General features: G+C 37.3%; 17 protein-coding genes. 13 read left to right on the top strand and 4 right to left on the bottom strand.

Annotated features, from left to right (window positions below):
• Positions 1–21 precede the first annotated feature (21 nt).
• Complete coding sequence (locus AB7942_RS18195) at positions 22–672, top strand: 3-oxoacid CoA-transferase subunit B (protein ID WP_369447970.1); 651 nt, start codon at positions 22–24, stop codon at positions 670–672.
• Positions 673–901: 229 nt separating this feature from the next.
• Here AB7942_RS18195 and AB7942_RS18190 read toward each other — a convergent pair whose 3' ends face one another.
• Entirely contained in the window at positions 902–1,447 is a 546-nt protein-coding gene (locus AB7942_RS18190) for a TetR/AcrR family transcriptional regulator (protein WP_369447969.1), read from the bottom strand.
• A 240-nt stretch (positions 1,448–1,687) separates the two neighbouring features.
• On the opposite strand from AB7942_RS18190, the gene AB7942_RS18185 reads away from it, so the two are divergent.
• Positions 1,688–4,771: an MMPL family transporter gene (locus tag AB7942_RS18185; protein WP_369447968.1), complete on the top strand. Its 3,084-nt coding sequence runs from the start codon at positions 1,688–1,690 to the stop codon at positions 4,769–4,771.
• A 238-nt stretch (positions 4,772–5,009) separates the two neighbouring features.
• Here AB7942_RS18185 and AB7942_RS18180 read toward each other — a convergent pair whose 3' ends face one another.
• A complete protein-coding gene (locus tag AB7942_RS18180) occupies positions 5,010–5,708 on the bottom strand; it encodes a hypothetical protein (RefSeq protein WP_369447967.1) in 699 nt (232 codons plus the stop codon).
• Positions 5,709–6,204: 496 nt separating this feature from the next.
• Between AB7942_RS18180 and AB7942_RS18175 the strand changes: the two genes are divergently transcribed.
• Positions 6,205–6,375, top strand: a complete 171-nt coding sequence (locus AB7942_RS18175; protein ID WP_369447966.1) for a YuzK family famiily protein — start codon at positions 6,205–6,207, stop codon at positions 6,373–6,375.
• A 368-nt stretch (positions 6,376–6,743) separates the two neighbouring features.
• Entirely contained in the window at positions 6,744–7,895 is a 1,152-nt protein-coding gene (gene ftsZ, locus AB7942_RS18170; RefSeq protein WP_369447965.1) for a cell division protein FtsZ, read from the top strand.
• Between the two features lie 507 nt (positions 7,896–8,402).
• On the opposite strand, the gene AB7942_RS18165 is transcribed toward ftsZ, so the two are convergent.
• The gene (locus AB7942_RS18165) at positions 8,403–9,509 is read right to left on the bottom strand and encodes a GntR family transcriptional regulator (protein WP_369447964.1); all 1,107 of its coding nucleotides are present in this window, start codon (positions 9,507–9,509) and stop codon (positions 8,403–8,405) included.
• Between the two features lie 297 nt (positions 9,510–9,806).
• Here AB7942_RS18165 and AB7942_RS18160 point away from each other — a divergent pair, with 297 nt between their 5' ends.
• From AB7942_RS18160 to ystJ, 5 genes are all read left to right on the top strand, one after another.
• Positions 9,807–10,094, top strand: coding sequence for a putative quinol monooxygenase (locus tag AB7942_RS18160; RefSeq protein WP_088086698.1), 288 nt, complete (start codon positions 9,807–9,809; stop codon positions 10,092–10,094).
• Positions 10,095–10,398: 304 nt separating this feature from the next.
• Entirely contained in the window at positions 10,399–11,802 is a 1,404-nt protein-coding gene (gene thrC / locus AB7942_RS18155; protein WP_369447963.1) for a threonine synthase, read from the top strand.
• Between the two features lie 463 nt (positions 11,803–12,265).
• Entirely contained in the window at positions 12,266–13,546 is a 1,281-nt protein-coding gene (locus tag AB7942_RS18150; protein ID WP_369447962.1) for an MFS transporter, read from the top strand.
• Between the two features lie 42 nt (positions 13,547–13,588).
• Complete coding sequence (locus AB7942_RS18145) at positions 13,589–13,747, top strand: hypothetical protein (RefSeq protein WP_179195767.1); 159 nt, start codon at positions 13,589–13,591, stop codon at positions 13,745–13,747.
• 125 nt (positions 13,748–13,872) lie between these two features.
• A complete protein-coding gene (gene ystJ, locus AB7942_RS18140; protein WP_098932217.1) occupies positions 13,873–15,120 on the top strand; it encodes an NADP-dependent malic enzyme in 1,248 nt (415 codons plus the stop codon).
• 151 nt (positions 15,121–15,271) lie between these two features.
• On the opposite strand, the gene AB7942_RS18135 is transcribed toward ystJ, so the two are convergent.
• Complete coding sequence (locus AB7942_RS18135; RefSeq protein ID WP_369447961.1) at positions 15,272–16,561, bottom strand: MFS transporter; 1,290 nt, start codon at positions 16,559–16,561, stop codon at positions 15,272–15,274.
• A 275-nt stretch (positions 16,562–16,836) separates the two neighbouring features.
• On the opposite strand from AB7942_RS18135, the gene AB7942_RS18130 reads away from it, so the two are divergent.
• From AB7942_RS18130 to AB7942_RS18115, 4 genes are all read left to right on the top strand, one after another.
• Entirely contained in the window at positions 16,837–17,652 is an 816-nt protein-coding gene (locus tag AB7942_RS18130) for an IclR family transcriptional regulator (protein WP_098932215.1), read from the top strand.
• A 361-nt stretch (positions 17,653–18,013) separates the two neighbouring features.
• A complete protein-coding gene (locus tag AB7942_RS18125) occupies positions 18,014–18,547 on the top strand; it encodes a cupin domain-containing protein (RefSeq protein WP_369447960.1) in 534 nt (177 codons plus the stop codon).
• Between the two features lie 121 nt (positions 18,548–18,668).
• On the top strand, positions 18,669–19,592 hold the full coding sequence (locus tag AB7942_RS18120) for a VOC family protein (protein ID WP_369447959.1): 924 nt from the start codon (positions 18,669–18,671) through the stop codon (positions 19,590–19,592).
• A gap of 41 nt (positions 19,593–19,633) precedes the next feature.
• Positions 19,634–20,425 (top strand): SDR family oxidoreductase, encoded by a 792-nt coding sequence (locus AB7942_RS18115; RefSeq protein ID WP_369447958.1) that lies wholly within the window; start codon positions 19,634–19,636, stop codon positions 20,423–20,425.
• The last annotated feature ends 23 nt before the right edge of the window (positions 20,426–20,448 follow it).

The following is a 20,448-nucleotide window of genomic DNA, read 5'->3' as shown; positions in this document are numbered from 1 at the left end:
AAGAGACAAGGAGTGAGTGGATTGAAGGATGCGCGGTTAACCATTGTAAAACGAGCGGTTCAAGAAATTCAGGATGGAATGAACGTAAATTTAGGGATTGGGATCCCTACCCTTATTGCCAATGAAATTCCAAGCGAATACAACGTCTTGCTTCAATCAGAAAATGGCTTATTGGGCATTGGACCTTATCCTGTTGAAGGTACAGAAGACCCCGACCTAATAAATGCGGGAAAAGAAACGGTAACTGCTGTACCTGGTGCTTCTTTTTTCGACAGTGCAGAATCATTTGCAATGATTCGTGGCGGTCATATCGACCTTGCTATCTTAGGGGGAATGGAAGTTTCTGAAACAGGAGATTTGGCTAATTGGATGATTCCAGGGAAGATGGTCAAAGGAATGGGCGGAGCCATGGACTTAGTAAACGGTGCAAAACGTGTTGTGGTTATTATGGAACATGTTAATAAGCACGGAGAATCAAAGGTCAAAAAAGAGTGTTCACTTCCCCTTACTGGAAAAGAAGTGGTCCACCGTTTAATAACAGATTTGGCTGTATTTGATTTCACTCCGGAAGGAATGGTTCTCGTGGAAACCCAGGACGGAGTATCGGTTGAGGAAGTTATTGAAAAAACGGAGGCTTCATTTAAAATTGGTGTCGAATTACTAGTGAAGTAAAAGATTGGACTGGTCCCAGTGATAGGATAAATTTTATTAGGGGTTTCTCACACAGTTCCATCAAAAATATCATAAATTAACCGCACTGGATTTTATCACTCGTGCGGTTTTTTGATATTATTTCAAGAACTTATGAAGCCGGTCATTATAAGTTATGTATTTTGAGCTTCAAAATATGGTTTCAAGTTTTTGCATTTTCAATCTTATAATCATTTAAAAAGTATTGAGACTAGGTCTCATACAAACTTTCTAAGATACGTATAACTTCTCCAGTAGGAATTTTCATATCATCATTAATCCATTTTCGTATGATTTCAATTGTTCCTCCAGTTATATAGGTGAAATAATATTCTAATTGAGTCTCATTAGCATTTGGAAACTGTTTTTTTATATCTTCGATTTTTTTTTCATAAGCAGAATTCAAAATGGTGCTTAGCACATGAGAGCTAGTTTTTTCATTAAAAATAATTTTACAATGCTCTTTATTTTCAAGTATCAAATTAAATATTTCATTAAGCATATTTTGAAGAGATTCGTCTCCAGAAATATTAATGGTACTCATCAACTTCTCTATCATTTCTTCCTCGATACTTCTCATTAAATCAAACGGATCATTGTAATAAGAATAAAAAGTTCCACGATTAATATCTGCTTCTTTGCAAATATCGGTAACCGTAATTTTGTTTAGGTTTTTTTCTTGAAGCAGCATTAATAAAGCATCGATAATGACTTTTTTACTATACAATGTTCTCCGGTTTCCTTTTACGCCAACCATATTATGCTCCTCCTCTTTAAAAACCAAATCTATTTCAATAGGGATTTTATTGAACAAAATACAAAAGATTTGTCCGTTTAATAACATAAGTTTTCAAATTGCTTATTGTTACCTTCCATTAGATTTAATATACTTTTTTCATGCCATTAAATCAACGGAGTGTTTAAATAATAACTAGTTGTTTTTATGTGTTGTATGAAAAATAAATATTTTAAACGAAATTATCTGGGAGGGTAAAAGGTGAGAAAGATTATAAAAGGCCGTTGGGCTATTTTCTCTTTATGGCTAATCGTGACGATCGTGCTTACAGTTATTCAGCCAGACATCAATGCAATATTAAGACAACAAGGGCAGCAAGGTGCAAATAGTAACAGCCCCTCAGTGGTCGCAGATAATATTCTAAAGAAGATCGATACGGCTAAAGGTACCAACGATCTTATCGTTTTTTATGATAAAGATAAAATTTCAGATGAAGAAATGGACAAAATCGGTGATGCTGTCAAGGACATTAGCGATAGCAGCACAGTGCTAGGGATTACAGATATGATTGATCCTTTTAGTATGCCGGATGCCAAAAGCTCTTTAGTTTCTAAGGATGGCACCACTCTTATGGTCAGCTTTAAGCTTGATAAGAAATCAAGGGAAGTAGATGATATAAAAAAAGAACTGGATAGCAAACTCAATCAAGTACCTGTGGAATACTACCTAAGTGGTGAAGACTTTATCAATAATGATTATCTGAAGGCATCTCAAGGTGGAGTAGAGAAAAGTGCTGCATTGACAGTTATCTTTATTTTAGTCGTACTTGTCATTGCGTTTAGGTCTGTAGTTACTCCTTTGATATCCTTAGTGGCTGTAGCCTTTTCCTATCTTTGTTCCATGGGAATTGCAGCTCAATTAATTGATAAAGCAGGATTTCCGATTACAAGTCTTACGCAAATGCTCCTAGTCCTGATTCTCTTTGGGATAGGTACAGATTACAACATACTACTTTTTAATCGATTTAGGGAGGAGCTATCCCTAGGCCACTCGATCGATGAATCCATCGTAAATACCTATAAAACGGCAGGGAAAACAATTGCTTATAGTATTCTCACTGTTTTTATTGCTTTCCTTGCTCTCGTTTTTGCTGAATCGCCTATTTATAAATCCGGTGTTGTTGTGGTAATCGGTGTAACGATTCTATTGCTGGAAATTTTGACCCTAACACCTTTCATCATGAAAGTATTAGGTCAAAAACTTTTCTGGCCTTCCAAAAATGTTGGTGGACATAAGGAAAACAAATTCTGGGGTAAAACATCCTCCTATGCAACAAAGCATCCTCTTCTACCAGTGGTCTTAATTCTTTTGATCATCGGACCGATGGTGTATTTACATGAGGAAAAGCTTAACTTTGATACCATTGGAGAACTTGGAAATAAATATCCTTCCACTAAAGGCTTTAATTTAATTGCGGAGCATTTTGGTAAAGGCCAGGCCATGCCTGCTACTGTTGCTATTGAACATATGGAAGCCCTGGATACTAATGAATCTCTTGTCGTAATCGATAACTTAACCGAAAGACTGAAGAGTATTAAAGGTGTGGATCAGGTTTCTTCGGTAACACAACCTCAGGGAAAGCAAATTGAAGATTTCTACATCGATAGTCAAATGGGGTCCGTTACGGATGGTATTTCAAAAACTCAAAATGGTGTGGATCAAATAAATGATGGATTAAAGCTGGCTCAAGAAAAACTTGGATCAGCAGACTTTTCAAAGGTTAGCCAAATGGTGGATGGTACGGCAAAGCTTCAAGATGGTGTGGCTGCCTTAACCAATGGATTAAAGCAAATCCAGGCTGGTATCGATGATGGGGCAAGTAATTCACAAACGATAAGTAATGGTATAGCGGCCATAGAAACGAATCTCTCAAAGATGAGTAATGGAGTAGCAGTATTAGCTGATAATTATGGGAAAATGCAGGCTGGTTACAAAGAGATGGGAACTCACTACCAAGATGCGGCAAGGGCTCTTCTTGGTGTAAAAGGTGCAATTTCTCAAATGCAACTAATGGTGGCTGCTCTAGGAAATAGTTATTCAGATTCTGAGAAAGATGCTAATTACCAAGCATTAAAGCAAACAATAGATCAGTTATCTTCATCTTTAAACCAAATTACACCGGAAGGAATAAGAGCATTAAATGAAAATTATAATGGAGTAACTTCTGGTTTTGGTACAGCCAATAAAAATCTTGTAAGAATAAGCAGTGGTCTCTCCCAAATGACCGATGGTTTGAAAAAACTCGAAAGCGGCCTTGGGAAAGCATCTTCAGGAATAGGCACAATCGTTACAAATATGAATAGTGTAACCGATGGGCTGGGGCAGATGAAATCAGGTCAGCAGCAACTTGTAGACGGTCTTAATGGATTCAGTACTTTTGGTCAAAAGCTGTCCGATGTTAACGGCGGATTGGAGCAAATTTCTGACGGATTAGGACAAACGAATGGTTTCTTAACGCAATTTAAAACAAATAAAACATTCTTTATTCCAAAGGAAGCCTTGACGGACAAGAACTTCAAAAAATCATTAGACGCGTTTATGTCCAATGATCGAAAAATTACTAAGATGATTATTGTTTTAAAAGCTGATCCTTATTCAAAAGAAGCTTTAAGTACGATTAATAAAATAAATTCAACAGTTTCTGATGGACTTAAAGGCACAGTCCTTTCACAGGCAAAGTTTGGTGTCTCAGGACCAAGTGCCACTACAAATGATATGAATAATATATTGAGCCGGGACCTGAATAAAACAACAGCTATAGTAATTATTGGAGTATTACTTGTGCTGTTCTTTGTGATAAGATCTTTCTGGATACCGGTTTTCATAACTGGGTCTCTTATTGGAGCATACTATTCAGCCATGTTCATGATAAATTATATTTTCATAGATTTACTGGGATTTGAAGGAATATCTTCGTTCGTTCCATTTTTCTCATTCATTATCATTGTTGCCTTGGGAGTGGACTATAGTATATTCCTGATGATGCGCTTTAAGGAATATCCACAATTGTCGCCAAAAGAGGCAATCGTGGTGGCTTCCAGGCAGACAGGTGGGGTAATCATATCCGCAGTTATCATACTTGGCGGTACTTTTGCTACACTAATGCCTTCCGGAATCCTTCTTTTGTTTGAATTGGCGATTGCTGTCATTACAGGCCTCGTAGTGCTTTGTTTTGTACTACTTCCTGTCTTTTTGCCGGCGATGATTGCCATGCCAGATGCTCTTGCCAATTTATTTTCAAGAAAAAAGGCAGATGACTTAAGTTTGGAGGAAAAAGTACTATAAGTACTATGTTTCACGGCATCAAAAGTCTGAGTATGTAATTGTCTGAACAGTAAAAAGGACTTAACTCGTTGGTTAAGTCCTTATATAAAATGGATTCGTTAGTTTTCCTTAGTAATTATTAGGCTTAAGCCAATAATTCATTCCTTTCCTAAAGTTTATTTATCGAAAAGGATTATCCATTTAATCCTTTTGTTTCGATTTTACTAGTATGAAGTTTTTTCCGAAAGGACAATCCTAATCACCACCTCCTCGACATTAAATTGGATGGGTTCTGATCACCTGGACCGATGAAATCTAATGCGGCAGGAGAAAATACTTTAACTTTTCTTTTAACGTCCTCCAAAGCAATTCGGATCGGCTCAAGAACTACATGATTCTGAAAGACATTACCTCCCATGATTATCCTCTTTTTCTTCCTCCTTACGATGGCATTCATATTTTTCTTGCTATCTGTGTTAACAGTGACACTCTGTTTCACTTTCTCATTAAGTACTAATAGTCCTTTCTCGGTTTGGAAAACTTCTTCTTCAATCGAAGCGACTATTCCGATTTCTCGTTTGTTTACGACCAAGATGAAGTTATATCCTGTTTCAGTTTTCTTTTGTAAAATGTTTACTTCATCTGTGATAAACGTGACGAATTCTTCGGGTTCTTTCGTGTGTGAGTCTTGAGAGTTTTCTTTTTGCTTAATGACTCGATAATATGCTTTTGCTCCAATTCCTTCATCTGTAAAATCAAAAGGTTTTATACTCTGGGTGCGTACAAAGAATAATTGATTTACCTTCTCTTTACTGTTTAATTGGACACATAAAGCAACATCTTCTTTCATCACCGTTCCTTCTTCGTCAGAAAGCATAGGGACATTCATTTTCATCCCTGGAAATTGAACGAAGATATAACTGAAGTTTTTCTTAGGCTGCACATTCGAAAGTCTCATAAACTCACAACCTTTCCGATTTGTTACAAGATTATTTTCCTTGTAGGTGTATAATTCAATATCGTTCTTCACATTCCTGTATGATTAGAAAGAGTTTTCATCGTCACTTTCTTATGAAATGCGATGGATCCTCCTAAATTATGAGTAAATCTACTATCGAAACATGTAAATGATAAAATTCTGCTTTCTAAAACGACAATTTACAGCCTATTATTGAGTATATTTTATAAATCCTGTCAGATCCTTTTTTTTTGGAATTTTTTTAGGTTGTGCACTATATGGAAGGATATGGCTAAAAAAGTAAGGATGTCAGTGCTATATTCTCGAGTTTGAATGACATTCCTGTATACAGCAAAATACACCGTTTTTTTGACTTTGTGTGACTTAGAATTCAATGATAAGATGAAACCTACGTAAAAGAACAATTCGCCCAGGGGAAAAGAACTGAAAGGAATGATTTGTTATCAATCATTTACAATTAAGTTATACGAGCGAAATGGAAAAAGCGATGTATAGTTCACATGGTGTAGGTTATGAAGATTACAGAAGACATCATACAGTGAGAATGAGAGTCGAAAAACGCCGTAAAAAGGATTATATTAATTGTCGTAGAATGGTTGCAGAGTTAGACCGGCTTGTTCATTTTAATAATCGATTAAAGGCATGAATTAAAGTGGAAACCAATGTGAATGAACACTGGTTTCCTTATTTTGATTAAAAGCAAAAATAAATAAGAAAAATTCCCCATCCTTGTCTAATTTAAGGGTGGTTTTTTCCCATTTATTTAACTTATAAATAGGTTAATCTTAACTGGACAAGAAAATTTAGGTTCAGTAGACTAAAAACTAGTTCATAATAAATACCTTTATTATCATAAGAGGTCATACAAGCAACTTTAATTAGAGGGGAAGAACCTAACCTGTCCAATATCTTTTTCCTTCAGGATTTTATAAGGATTAAGGTTTTGCTCTGAAATAATTAGAAAGCAATAGTAAAATTTCCTGTCACCTAATCTACTATAGCGGAGGAATGAAAATGTTAGAATTTGATACAAATATGGACCAACTCGCCAAGATAAAAGTTATCGGTGTTGGGGGCGGAGGAAACAACGCCGTGAATCGAATGATCGACGAAGGAGTTGAGGGTGTAGAATTTATTGCCGTTAATACAGATGCACAAGCTCTTAATCAATCAAAAGCAGCGGTCACGATGCAAATCGGTACTGCATTGACAAGAGGTTTGGGAGCAGGGGCAAACCCGGAAATAGGTAGAAGAGCTGTGGAAGAAAGCAAACAGCAAATAAAAGAAGTGTTAGCAGGCGCAGACATGGTTTTCGTTACAGCCGGTATGGGCGGTGGTACAGGCACAGGGGCAGCGCCAGCCATAGCAGAAATTGCTCGCAATCTTGGTGCACTGACTATTGGTGTTGTAACACGTCCGTTTAAGTTTGAAGGCAAAAAGCGTGCATCTAACGCAGAAAGTGGAATTAACGAAATGAGGGAAGCAGTAGATACCTTAATTATTATTCCCAACGATCGATTATTAGAGATTGTAGATAAAAAAACACCCATGATTGAAGCTTTCCGTGAAGCGGATAATGTACTACGCCAGGGTGTTCAAGGGATTTCCGATTTAATTGCTGTGCCAGGTTTAATCAACCTTGATTTTGCTGACGTGAAAACGGTCATGTCCCATAAGGGAACTGCCTTAATGGGAATTGGTATTGCAAAAGGTAAAGATCGTGCTGTTGAGGCTGCGCAGAAAGCCTTAAATAGTCCCTTACTTGAAACTTCCATCAATGGAGCTCATGGTGTGATCATGAACATAACTGGTGGAATTAATTTAAGTCTTTTTGAAGTACAGGAGGCAGCCGATATAGTTGCTTCTGCTTCTCATGAGGAATTAAATATGATTTTTGGTTCGGTCATTAACGAAAACTTAGAAGAAGAAATTATCGTAACTGTTATTGCCACTGGATTCACTGAGCAAGAGGAGATATTAGCACAACCGCTTTCCCAGCCATTAATGGAAGAAATGTCTAATCCATATCAAAGGGAACAACGTAAACAGCGTGAACCAATAAACCGAGGCGAACCAGTTCAAGATTATGAAAGACACTCAGAACAATCAGAAGAATCTCTGAATATACCAGCGTTCTTGCGCAATCGAAAAAAACGATTTTTATAAATATAACATCTGCATTTTCATAGGTTGGTAGATAAATACAAAGTACTTAGACCCAAATTCTTGAAGAAATAAAAGGCTTTGCGCCTATTAGATAGTCCTACTAAATTTGGGATTGTGGCAGAAGAATTCATTGAACTTTATCGAAGATTAAGAGGTAATTGAACTGGGGTGTAATCCCGTGATCCATTAATCACAGAAACCCTGCATGTTATAGGTTGTTAAAGAGGTTGCTAACATTAGCAACCTTTTTTAAATGTTTCAAAATATAGTACTGGCCAATATGGAGCCATCTTAGGGATCATGGGGATAGGGATGTGGACAGCCGTTGTTTTCTTCTTGTTATCCTTCTTACTTAAAGAAACTCACCGGTAAAAGTATCTCGTGATATTTCAGAAAATTCCGGAATTAATATATCTCTTAAAATAAATAAAGGACGCTTTCATAATGTGTTGGAAAATACATTACGAAAGCGTCTTCGTGTTACCTTTAAAATAATTTCTACACTTGTTATTTTTTCAATGTAGTGGTTGAACTTCTAATCACAAGTTCTGGCTCGTATACGATGGATGGAGGAATGTTATCCTTCTTTTCGACAGCAGCAACAATCCATTTTGCAGCATCAATCCCCATTTGCATTTTTGGATGGGTTACTGATGTTAGTTTTACATCTGATGCCTCTGCTAAAAAGGAGTCATCGTAGCCAACAATCGAAACATCATCAGGAATACTTAATCCAAGATCTCTTAACATATTTAATATTTGTAAGGCCAGTTGGTCATTGTAACAAACAATTCCTGAAGGGATTGAATCTGCATTGAAAAATTTTTCTAATCGTTCTAATAATCTGCTATCTTTTTCTTCGGTGGTAAAGGTAATCACCATCTCCGGGAAAAATGTGATGCCATGCTCTCTGAAAGCGCGGATAAAGCCCTGCATACGATTTACCCCTTGGAGGTCATCCGTTTTAAAAAGTCCAACTATCTTTTCATGTCCTAATTTAATTAAATGTTCAGTAGCCGCAAATCCGCCGTGTTCATCATTCACAACGATATGAGGAGGCATAAGCTGGGGATAGAATTGGTTAATCATTAAGTATGGGATATGGTTCTGTTCTAATTCCAGATAGTAATGAATGTTAGGATTGTAATTGCTGCTTTTAGTAGGCTCAACAATAAGACCGTCAATGTTCCTGCTTAACATCGTTTGTAAACATTGTTTTTCTTTCTCAACATCATTATCCGTACAAGCAAAGGTTAAAGAATATCCCTCAGCTGTTAGATATGATTCAATGCCTTTGATAATGGAAGGGAAAATATAGTCAGAAATGTAGGTGGTTATAACTCCGATATTCTTTCCATTACTCGATTGATGCTGGATTTGAGGCTTTTCATTCCACAACTTATTGGAACAAAAGGTACCAGCACCTTGTTCTCTGTATAGCCATCCCTCATGAACCAAATCCCCGATAGCTTGACGAATCGTATGTCTGCTTACACCAAACATTTTGACAAGTTCATTTTCAGAATAAATCTTATCCCCAGGTTTTACCTGACCGCTAGTTATCCATTCTGTTATCTTTTCTTTTACCATATTATATTTAGTTTGTTGAGCCAATTGGATTACACCACTTTCAACTTGGAAGCAAGTTTATTTACTTGTGCGTACAACATGTTTAATAAAATAATATTAACAAAAAAACAAGAGATTGACCATGAGATAATTTACTAGCATTATTCGTATAAGTTGCGGCTGACCTATTATTTGTGATGCTTCTGGAATTTGTATAGATCAAGCTTTTGAATATGTAATCTTAGAGTGCACAGTGTAAAGCTATATCGAAAATCATGTTATTATAAAGTTGAGCTATGTTCCGTAATAAGGCAATAATAAAAAAGAGAAGGAGTTAATAAAATGATTAAAGTTGTATGTAAAGCAAAACTTAAACCAGGTGTAAAGGTAGAAGAATATTTTATTTTGGCAAGAGAAGTTGTGTCAGAAACCAGAAAAGAAAAAGGCTGTATAACCTACACACTTCATCAAGATATCAATGATCCGACCATCCTTACTATGCTCGAAGAATGGGTGGATGAAGAGGCTTTAAATCAACATAATAAAAGTGAACATGTTATGAAAATTGTTCCAGAGCTTAGAAAACTTCGAGAAAGTACAGAAATCAACCTTTATAGAGAAGTAAAATAACCCCCGATGGAAATTGAATCAAGTTTATGGAGAGGAATCCTGAATCTCCACTTAGGAGAGGTTAAAAAGGAAAGTACTTACATATTCTTCTTGCCCCGGGCATCTTCCTCCCATGAGGATGGTGCCTGATTTAGAATAAATGAGAAAAAATATGCTTTCTAAAACGACAATTTATAGACTATTCGCTAAATTATGTATTAAAATGAATTTTATATATTATAGCTTCACGAAAATAATATAGGAAACTCTCGTTAGCAAATTTTATCGGATAGTAAAAACTTTTAATATAACCTTGGAGGATGCTATGAACTTTGTTAGTACACGCGGAAATGTAAATAAAATTGGTTTTATTGATACAGTCTTAATGGGATTAGCTAATGATGGGGGACTTTTAGTCCCTGAGAAAATCCCACAAATTCCTGCAGATAAGTTAGAAGCAATGTCCCAGTTAACTTATCAGGAACTAGCATACGAAATCTTTTCCTATTATGTTGATGGTGAAATTCCAGACAATGAGCTAAAGGCTTTAATCGAGAAAAGCTATGCAACCTTTCGCCACCCAGAAGTAACGCCTGTTCAAAAGCTGAAGGATAACATGTATGTGCTAGAACTGTTCCATGGTCCGACCTTTGCTTTTAAAGATATTGCTCTGCAATTCTTAGGGAATTTATATTCCTATGTATCAAAGAAAACAGGTGAATCAATTCATATTCTCGGCGCTACTTCAGGGGATACGGGTGCCTCAGCGATTGAGGGTGTCAGAGGAAAAGAAGGCATTCGCATTTGCATTTTGCACCCACATGGCAAAGTAAGTAAGGTACAAGAATTACAAATGACAACTGTTGATGATAAAAGTGTTTTGAATTTAGCCATCAAAGGGACGTTTGATGATGGTCAAAGAATCATCAAAGAATTGTTCGCAGATGTGGATTTTAAAAACAAATACCATATGCGTGCGATCAATTCCATTAACTTTGTTCGTATAATGGCTCAAACAGTTTATTATTTCTATGCGTATTTCCAAGTAACAAAAGAGACAGGTTCACAGAGCGTTAACTTCAGTGTGCCGACTGGAAATTTTGGAGATATTTTTGCTGGTTATCTTGCAAAGAAAATGGGACTGCCGGTTGGTAAACTCATCGTTGCGACCAACGAGAATAACATTTTAGAAGATTTTATCTCTGATGGGGTGTACATGCCTGGTGAGTTCCGCAGTACGTATAGCCCTTCTATGGATATTCAAGTAGCTAGCAATTTTGAGCGTTATTTGTACTACTTGCTTGGTGAAAATCCAAACGACGTATCTGCCTTAATGGAGAAATTCAAGTCAGAAGGAAAAATTGTTGTGAACGAGGAACTGCTCCGAAAGGTAAAAGAGGATTTTGCAGCACATGGAGTTGAAGGGGAAGAATGCTTACAAACAATTACGAAGTACCATGCTGAAACTAGTTATTTATTAGATCCACACACGGCTTGTGGGGTCGCTGCATACGAAAGTTGTAATAAGCCTAGTGAGATTTGTGTCACACTTGCAACAGCTCACCCAGCAAAATTTAATGAATCCATTGAACGTTGTGATATTAAGCAGACATTCCCTGAACAAATAAGTCAACTGTTTAATAAACCGCAGCATCTAGAAGTTGTTGAGGCGGATAAAGATGAAATTGTACGTAAATTAGAAAAGCTTTTTAGTTTTTCTGCTAAGTAAATATTAAAATTAGGTTCATGGTATTGAATCAAGAACTATAGTTTACTTTAATAGTCCACAAAGATGAAGAATGATAATGAAAAGGGATTTTTAATCGGCTGAATGAAGGCACGTGAAATTTCAGATTCTTTATCCGGTTTTATGGGATATACAGGGAAAAGTATTGATGAAAAAGAAAAAAGTATTGTTTCATTGTTGACTTCAATGAAACAATACTTTTTTTGTTTTGTATATAAAACTATTTTACTTTATCGAAACAAATTATCTGAATATTATTGACTATTATTAAAATACAATATAATATTATAATTAATAGTAACATTGTTTTATATATAAAACAAATGGTTTACTCTATTAATTATTAAAGGGGAGTTGATGGTGTTTAATAGTGTGAGTGATATTATTTTTATCGCAAATTATGAAAGCGTATTCGTGTAGGACTATATTGAAGGGGGATACTAACATGTTACAAGGTCAAAAAAGATGGTTGTATATTGCCGTTCCAATTTTTTTCTTTTGGTTTTTCGGTCAGATTGATAAAGTAGGCATTTCGGTTATCCAAACAGATCCGGGATTTTTAAGTGATCTTGGTATAACTGGCCCAGATAAAAATGCCAAAATTGGCTTAATCTCCTTTATATTCATGATTTCATACTCGTGTTCCAACGTTTTTTGGGGAATTATTATCGACAAGTTAGGGGCAAGGAAAACAGCTGTTTTGGGTCTACTGGTATGGACAGCGACCATGGTAATTGGAGGGCTGTCTACTTCATATGAAATGTTTCTAATTAGTAGAATCATCCTTGGAATCGGGGAAGGTATGATGATTCCAATATCGGGTAAATTTATTTCGAATTGGTTTAATAAACGAGAGCTTGGCCGTGCACAATCATCTTGGATTATTGGCAACTATCTTGGTCCAGCAGTGGGTGCGGTAATCCTCATACTAGTTATTTCCACTTTTCATTGGCAGGCCGCATTCTTTGTTCTCGCCGGCTTTAACTTATTTATTAATATTCCAATGTTCCTTTTTCTGACACGTAATACGCCAGAAGAACATCCACGTCTCAGTAAAGAAGAGGTCTCCTATATTCGCCAAAAAGACGAAGCAGTTGATGCAGAGACGAAGCAATTCTTCGCTAAGGATTTTCGTTATTGGATTGTCTGGTTTGGCAATTTGATGTCGTCCTTTCTTTTCTTTGGAATCAGTATTTGGCTGCCTACATATCTCGTTGAAGCCAAAGGCTTTGAAAGAGAAGCAATGACGGGGATTACTTCATTATCGTGGCTATTCGCACTTGGATTTGTACTGGTTGGTGGATTCCTAGCAGACAAAACGAAACGCCCGAGTATACAGGCGGCGATTCTTTTCATACTTACAGCTTCATTTTTGACAATTGCAGTTATTGCACCAAATCCTATCGTGGCAGGCGTTTCAATGGGACTCGCAATGGGATCTCAGGGAGGAATGTTTCATCTAACCAATTTATTCATCATCAAATTTTCAACACCTAAAACAGCGGGCCGCGCAGCCGGTTTAATGGGGTTCACGAATATTATGGGTGGTTTTTCGAGCTATATTATGGGGTGGGCACGCGATTCGTCCGGCGGAGATTTTGGTCCATCCATTATCATGTTGATTGTGGCAGCTATTATTGGATTTGTGGCGTACCTGTTTATGATTAAAAAAGAGGCTGCTGGAAATCATCTAAGCAATACATCAGGAAATAAAGTAATTGTATAAATGGAATTGAAATGAAGTCAAATTTAATTGGGGGAAATGTTAATGTGGGTCATCACGCTCTATTCAAATTCAAATATAAAAATGTTTGAGTATGACACAGCGGAAGAAGCAAAAGAAGCTTTCGAAAACATTGAAGGCTGTAAGATTCTTTCCGAGATTGCTTATTATAATGATTATGGTGTTGATTTAGTTGCTGTTTAAGATCTTTACCATGATAACTAAGAATAAAATGGGCTGAAGCCCAAAGTTTTGTATCCTTTTCACATAGCCCTTTTCTCTAGATTTTCCTATAACCATAACATATTAAACAAAGGGAGAGACATTGTATGTCAACTTTACGTGAAGAAGCATTAAAGATGCACAAAGAAAATCGAGGAAAGCTTGGTGTTTACTCAAAAGTCGCAGTACGCAATGCAAACGATTTAAGTCTTGCTTATTCACCAGGCGTTGCAGAACCCTGCCTAGACATTCATGAGAATGAGAGCAAGGTATATGACTATACCATGAAGGGTAATCTAGTTGCCGTTGTTTCAAACGGTACAGCTGTACTCGGACTTGGAAATATTGGCCCAAAAGCTGCCATGCCGGTTATGGAGGGAAAAGCATTGTTATTCAAATCATTTGCCGATGTAGATGCATTCCCTCTTTGCTTAGATACAACTGATTGTGACAAAATTATCGAGGTTGTCAAATTGCTTGAGCCTACATTTGGCGGGATTAACTTAGAAGACATTTCTGCACCTCAATGTTTTGAAATTGAAGATCGCTTACGAAAAGTCTGCAATATTCCCATTTTCCATGATGATCAACACGGTACTGCAATCGTAACAGCTGCCGGATTAATCAACGCTCTTAAATTGGCTGACAAGAAAATTGAAGATATTCGCGTAGTCGCAAACGGTGCGGGTGCCGCAGGAGTGGCGATTATTAAGCTGTTGCTTCATATGGGTGTAAAAGATGTTATTTTATGTGATACAAAAGGAATCATCTATAAAGGCCGTCCTGAGGGAATGAATTCATTTAAAGAAGAAATGGCCCGTATGACTAATAAAGAACAACAACAAGGGTCATTAGCGGATGCGCTGGAGGGAGCAGATGTGTTTGTCGGAGTATCAGCTGCAGGTGCTGTCACGAAAGAGATGGTTCGTTCCATGAATCAAAATCCAATCATTTTTGCGATGGCCAATCCGGTACCTGAAATTATGCCGGAGGATGCAAAAGAAGCGGGAGCACTCGTAGTTGGGACGGGCCGCTCTGATTACCCGAATCAGGTGAATAATGTACTTGCATTCCCAGGCATCTTCCGCGGTGCTTTAGACGTTCACGCAAAAGAAATCAATGAAGAAATGAAACTGGCAGCTGTTTATGCCATTGCTGGATTGATTTCAGAGGAAGACCTCCATACTGACTATGTGATCCCCAATCCATTTGACCGTCGGGTTGCTGCCCATGTAGCATCGGCAGTGGCTAAAGTTGCGATGGAAACGGGTGTTTCACGAAAAATTGTAAATGTAGAAGAGATCAAAGAGCGTCTATTAACACTTGAAGAAGAAAAACTACCTGCTTTTGTATAAATCCAGGGCAACTATGTCTATCTAAAAATCCCCTGCCAGAAGACTTCAAAGATTTAACTTTGGTCGGTCTAATGGCAGGGGATTTATCAATTTGTAATTTTACGTTTTTTTTATTTTTGATTCAATACATATTTTCGAAAAACGCATTCTATTAGGCGTGCCTATTTTGCGTAGGGAGAGGAGCTGAATGAAGTTCAGCTGCCTCTTTTTTAACCGTAAATACATAAGCGCCCAAACCTAAAATAGATGCAAAAATTAACATAGCAATGGATGTACTGAAGTCCCCGTTTGATATGTCACGAAGCCAGCCCATAATATAGCTTGAAATGCCGCCCATAATATTTGTGAATCCCATCAAGCCTGCTGCCCGACCGGCTGTTTCTGGTGTTGAGTATTTTACCATAAGCATATTACTCAGATGGAACACACCGCCCTGGCATCCCATTGCAAGACCCATACAAATCCCCGCTATAATTGGATTTGGGATAAAAACTGCCACTATCAAAAAGATGGTTGTCATTAAAAATAAAATCGATGCCATTAAACCTGGCCGTCTTGTCTTATCGGCAAGAAAACCGCATGACAGGACAAATCCAAGCGCAAATAACCAGGAGAGGGAAGTGATGCTTGACATCCCTTTTTGTTCGAAGCCTTTTGCTTCCAAAAGATATGTTGGGAGCCAAATACTGATTCCGAAGAAAAGGAAAGAACATACGAGCATACCAAACCAGACAATCCAGAAACGGTAATCCTGAGCAAAACTCTTATTCTCAGACGTGATTCCCTCTTTTTCATCATCATCCAAATGACGGATAAAAGCCAGTTCTTCTTTACTAACATGCGGGTGCTCTTCTGGTTTATTTCTTGTCAGGAAGATAAACATTGGGATATTAATAAATAAGTTAAGCGCCGCTAGAATAAAAAAAGCTGACTGCCAGTGGAGTGATGAAATAATGAGAGTCAAAACAACGGCTCCGATCGCCGGTCCTAAATAGTTTCCAGTAAGCCCAGATGCCTGAGCACGTCCTATTTCGCGATTATTAAACCAGGAAGAAATAAATTTACCGGATACAGGAATCATCATCCCTTCGCCAAAACCGAGAATAATTCGGCTTACTAAAAATATTTCATATGAAGTAGTGAGACCTGACGAAAACATGGTAAGCGTCCAAATGGATAATCCAGCAATAGCTGTTTTTCGCGCACCAAATTTGTCAATAATGAAGCCCCAAAAAAGATTTGAAACCCCATAAGCAATAGTAAAAACAAACGAAAGAAGACCAATTTTTGTATTTTTGTCTTCACCTGTTATTCCGAACGTATTCAAGAAATCCGGATCTGTTTGAATGATGGAAATACCCACCTTATCAATTTGTCCAAAGAACCAAAAGAAAAAAATCGGTACGGCAATATATAACCATCTTTTTTGTCCTTGAAGCATAATATCTTCTCCTTGTTAAAACTTAATCAATAATTAAAGCGTTTACAATTGAAAAATATGTTTTGTTGATAAAACATTTTTAATATATATACGATAAAATAAGTACAATTGTTTGTCAATTTAATATTTTAACATATTGAATTTAATTTCAGACAAATATATAATTTATTTATTAACGATGTTTTATATATGAAATAATAAATTATTAGATAATGATCAGTTTCTCCTATATATTAAGGGGCTCTGAAAGAGTAAACAACGGGAGGAATACTCGAATGGTAAGCGAAGAAAAAGAAAAGTATAGTGCCAATTCATTAGTAAGAGGATTGGAAATAATAAAGCTTTTTAATGAAGAACAGCCGAGCTTGTCACTTTCAGAAATAGCGAAACAGCTGGGCGTTAGCAGAACGGTACCATATCGTTTATTATTTACACTTCAAAATATGGGTTACCTGTCTCAGGATGAAAATACAAAACATTATAAATTATCTCCAAAAGTGCTTGAATTGGGTTTTAGTTATTTAAACAGCTTGAAATTCCCAGAAATTGCCCAACCTTATATGGAAAAGCTGCGTGATGAAATCGGTGCATCTTGTCATTTGTCTATTTTGGATGGACAGGAAGTGGTATACGTAGGAAGTGCTCCGGTCAGGGGTGTATCCGCCATCAATGTGAACATTGGCATGAGGCTCCCAGCTCATGCAACAGCCAATGGAAAATTATTGCTTGCTTATCAGTCTAAAGAAAGTCTGAGGCAAATGTTTCATGTCTCAAACCTAACTCCTTATACAGATAAGACACTCATAACACCGAGTGAGTTTCAACAGCAATTAGAAACAATACGGCAAAAAGGATATTCAATGACTAGTGGAGAATTCCATCCGGGTATTCGTTCTGTTGCAGCGCCGATTTTTGATAGAACTGGAGAAATTTTGGCGGCTTTGAATGTCGTAGCAACAGAATCGGCTTACCAGGAAGATTTTATGGATAAAATTTCCTTGCCAAAAGTACTGGAAGTTTCCCATTTACTATCGAATTATATGGGATACAGTGGAGGAATTCCAAAAGCGCTTAATCAAAAAGATATCTGAAAAAACAATTGATCTTAACTATAAAAAGAATCATCTTTTTTCAAAAGTGTGGATACCCGATCTTTAAGGGTAACCACACTTTTTTGTCGTTTAGAAAATAAATTTATAAACTGCGGGTAAGCGTTTCGACATAAAGTTCCAAGTTTTATATGTTCCTTCCGCTTTTGTTCATAGTTTTAGATAAAGCCTTGGATTGTTCAAAAAAAAGGGGGTTTTAAAATAAAAACACTTTTAAATTTTCTAAAAACTAATCTTGACAATATAATGATTCCATTTTAGAATTAGTTTATAAATAAAACATTGTTTTATATATAAAACATAATGCAAGTAAAGAACAATGAATAAAGGGAGGATTTATAAAATGACAAAAGAAACGTTTTCGGTTAAAGAATTTGAAAAAAAATATGTGGCTCGCTTGGAAGACCGTACACTTGATTGGAATGTCTTAAAGTTCCAGGAGGAAATTGACCCAGCTTATAGACGTGCACAATTGCGGTATATTGGACGAGGTGCTACTGCGAATAATGATTCAAATGTAATTGCAGCGGAACATTTTACATTAAGTACAATGGTGCTTCCTCCAGGATGTATCGGGCCGTTGCACCTCCACGATGATGTAGAAGAAGTATTTTTTATTCTTGAGGGAGAAGTTACAGCGTTAATTCAGGAAGACAGCAACAGTGAAGTTCATGATATTAAACTGAATGCGAGAGACTGTATCAGCAGCCCTCCAGGAGTATATCGCGGGATCAGAAATGATGGGAAAGAAGAGGCGCGTATGCTCGTTATGCTTGGAGCAGTTAAGCCTAATTTGCCAACCTATCCAGAAGGTAGCGCACTTGAAGAACTGCGTAAACAACGTGCTAAAGAAAGAGAAGCAATCATTAAAGGTTGATTAATAAAATAGAAAAGTCACAGCTGCATTATGAAAAATAATGCAGTTGCCTTTTCTAGAGGATCTCCAAAGAAAACGCTTTCTAACGAGAGGGATATCTGTTTAATGGGAGGTATAAAAAGTGCTTGGAATTACTCATTTACGACATATTAGTTTGATTACGTCGAATTTTGACGAACAAGCCGAGTTTTATGAAAAGGTTTGGGGTTTAGATAGAGTGAATGTTCCAAAAGAAGAAAATACAGTTTATTTTCGCGGGGCTGGACCAGAACACCATATTGTAAGCCTTCACAAAGGAGAAAAGCGTGGTTTGCACCACATCTCATTTGGGATGGTCGATAAAAACGCAGTGGATCGTGCAGCTGAAATATTACAGTCAAAAGGTGTACGTATTATCCAACATCCAGGTTATTTGGATGAAGCAGGAGCTGGATATGGACTTCGGTTTGTGGATCCAGAAAATCGTGTGATAGAGCTTTCGGCTTGGGTGGAAGTCCAAACGTCCATTTGGAACAAGAAAAACGTTGATCCTGTGAAATTGAATCATGTTGTCATGAACACAAAAGACTTAGATATGATTGTAGAGTTTTATACAGATGTACTTGGCTTTAAAGTAACGGATTGGAGCGAGCACCAAATGTCTTTCTTGCGGTGCAACCGAAAACACCACTCAATCGCATTCAATCAAGATACACATGCTTCAGTCAATCACATTGCTTACGAGGTTGATTCAGTCGATGAACTAATGCGTGGCATAAGCAATGTTCGAAAAGCTGGCTATAGTAAATTATGGGGGCCTGGACGTCATGGACCAGGAGACAATATTTTCTGTTATTTTCAGGACCCAGGCGGTTTCGTTATGGAGTATACGTGCTATCTCGAAACGATTGAAGATGAGTCTGAGTGGAGAGCACGTGTATGGAAACGTGTGCCTCATTTAATGGATCAATGGGGTATTGCAGGGCCACCGAGACCTGAAGCTCGAAAAGCAATGGGTGGAGATCCCGATCCAGGCTGGGTAGATGGAGCAGTTAACGTTCGTTAATGCGGCGAATCGAGAAGCTACATATTTAAAGGAGTGACGAGATGGACTTAGGTTTGAAAGGAAAAGTTGCTGTTATTATGGGAGGCACATCAGGTGTCGGATTAAAAACAGCAGAAATGTTTTTAGGAGAGGGCGCAAAAGTAGCTATTTGTGGAAGAAGCGAAGAGCGCATGGAAAATGCCCAACATCAATTGCAATCATTTGGGAACAAAGAAGATATTTTTGCATCAACTTGTGACGTTACATCGAAATCAGATGTTGAATCGTTTATTATCAGCACATCAGAAAAGTTAGGCGGAATTGATATATTAGTAAATGCTGCTGGACAAAGCGTGATGGGTTATTTTTTTGACATTACAGATGAACAGTGGCAAGAACAAATTCAATTAAAGTATTTTGCTATCATTTATGCGGTTCGTTCTGCTCATCCACACCTTGTTAAAAGAGGTGGCGGGCGGATTATTAATATTAATGCAACGCTTGCTAAAGAGCCTGAGCGTCACATGGTAGCGACTGCAGCTACACGGGCTGGTCTTTTAAATTTAAGCAAAACTTTGTCTCAAGAACTGGCCTTAGACAATATATTAGTGAATTCAGTTAGCCTCGGGTTGATTCGGACTGATCAATGGGAGCGCAGAAGATTGAAAAATGCCCCTGATATGGATCCGGAAGAATATTATAGAGATCTTGCGAAAAAACGGAATATTCCACTTGGCCGTGTAGGTGAAGTGGAAGAAGTTGCTAGTGTTATTGTATTTCTCGCTTCAGACAAAGCGAGTTATGTAGCTGGCTCGACGATTGAAACTGCAGGAGCGATAGGTAAAGCGCTTTAATAATATTACTAAACAAAGGTGGA

Source organism: Neobacillus sp. BF23-41 (genome assembly GCF_041106275.1).
The sequence above is the reverse complement of the archived record's forward strand: the minus strand, read 5'-3'. Positions and strand labels throughout refer to the sequence as shown.

Coding starts and splice junctions, on each gene's coding strand:
- AB7942_RS18125 (WP_369447960.1), top strand. CDS start 18,014: ATGACAAAAGAAACGTTTTCGGTTAAAGAATTTGAAAAAAAATATGTG.
- AB7942_RS18130 (WP_098932215.1), top strand. CDS start 16,837: ATGGTAAGCGAAGAAAAAGAAAAGTATAGTGCCAATTCATTAGTAAGA.
- AB7942_RS18115 (WP_369447958.1), top strand. CDS start 19,634: ATGGACTTAGGTTTGAAAGGAAAAGTTGCTGTTATTATGGGAGGCACA.
- AB7942_RS18180 (WP_369447967.1), bottom strand. CDS start 5,708: ATGAGACTTTCGAATGTGCAGCCTAAGAAAAACTTCAGTTATATCTTC.
- ftsZ (WP_369447965.1), top strand. CDS start 6,744: ATGTTAGAATTTGATACAAATATGGACCAACTCGCCAAGATAAAAGTT.
- AB7942_RS18190 (WP_369447969.1), bottom strand. CDS start 1,447: ATGGTTGGCGTAAAAGGAAACCGGAGAACATTGTATAGTAAAAAAGTC.
- thrC (WP_369447963.1), top strand. CDS start 10,399: ATGAACTTTGTTAGTACACGCGGAAATGTAAATAAAATTGGTTTTATT.
- ystJ (WP_098932217.1), top strand. CDS start 13,873: ATGTCAACTTTACGTGAAGAAGCATTAAAGATGCACAAAGAAAATCGA.
- AB7942_RS18150 (WP_369447962.1), top strand. CDS start 12,266: ATGTTACAAGGTCAAAAAAGATGGTTGTATATTGCCGTTCCAATTTTT.
- AB7942_RS18175 (WP_369447966.1), top strand. CDS start 6,205: ATGGAAAAAGCGATGTATAGTTCACATGGTGTAGGTTATGAAGATTAC.
- AB7942_RS18160 (WP_088086698.1), top strand. CDS start 9,807: ATGATTAAAGTTGTATGTAAAGCAAAACTTAAACCAGGTGTAAAGGTA.
- AB7942_RS18145 (WP_179195767.1), top strand. CDS start 13,589: ATGTGGGTCATCACGCTCTATTCAAATTCAAATATAAAAATGTTTGAG.
- AB7942_RS18135 (WP_369447961.1), bottom strand. CDS start 16,561: ATGCTTCAAGGACAAAAAAGATGGTTATATATTGCCGTACCGATTTTT.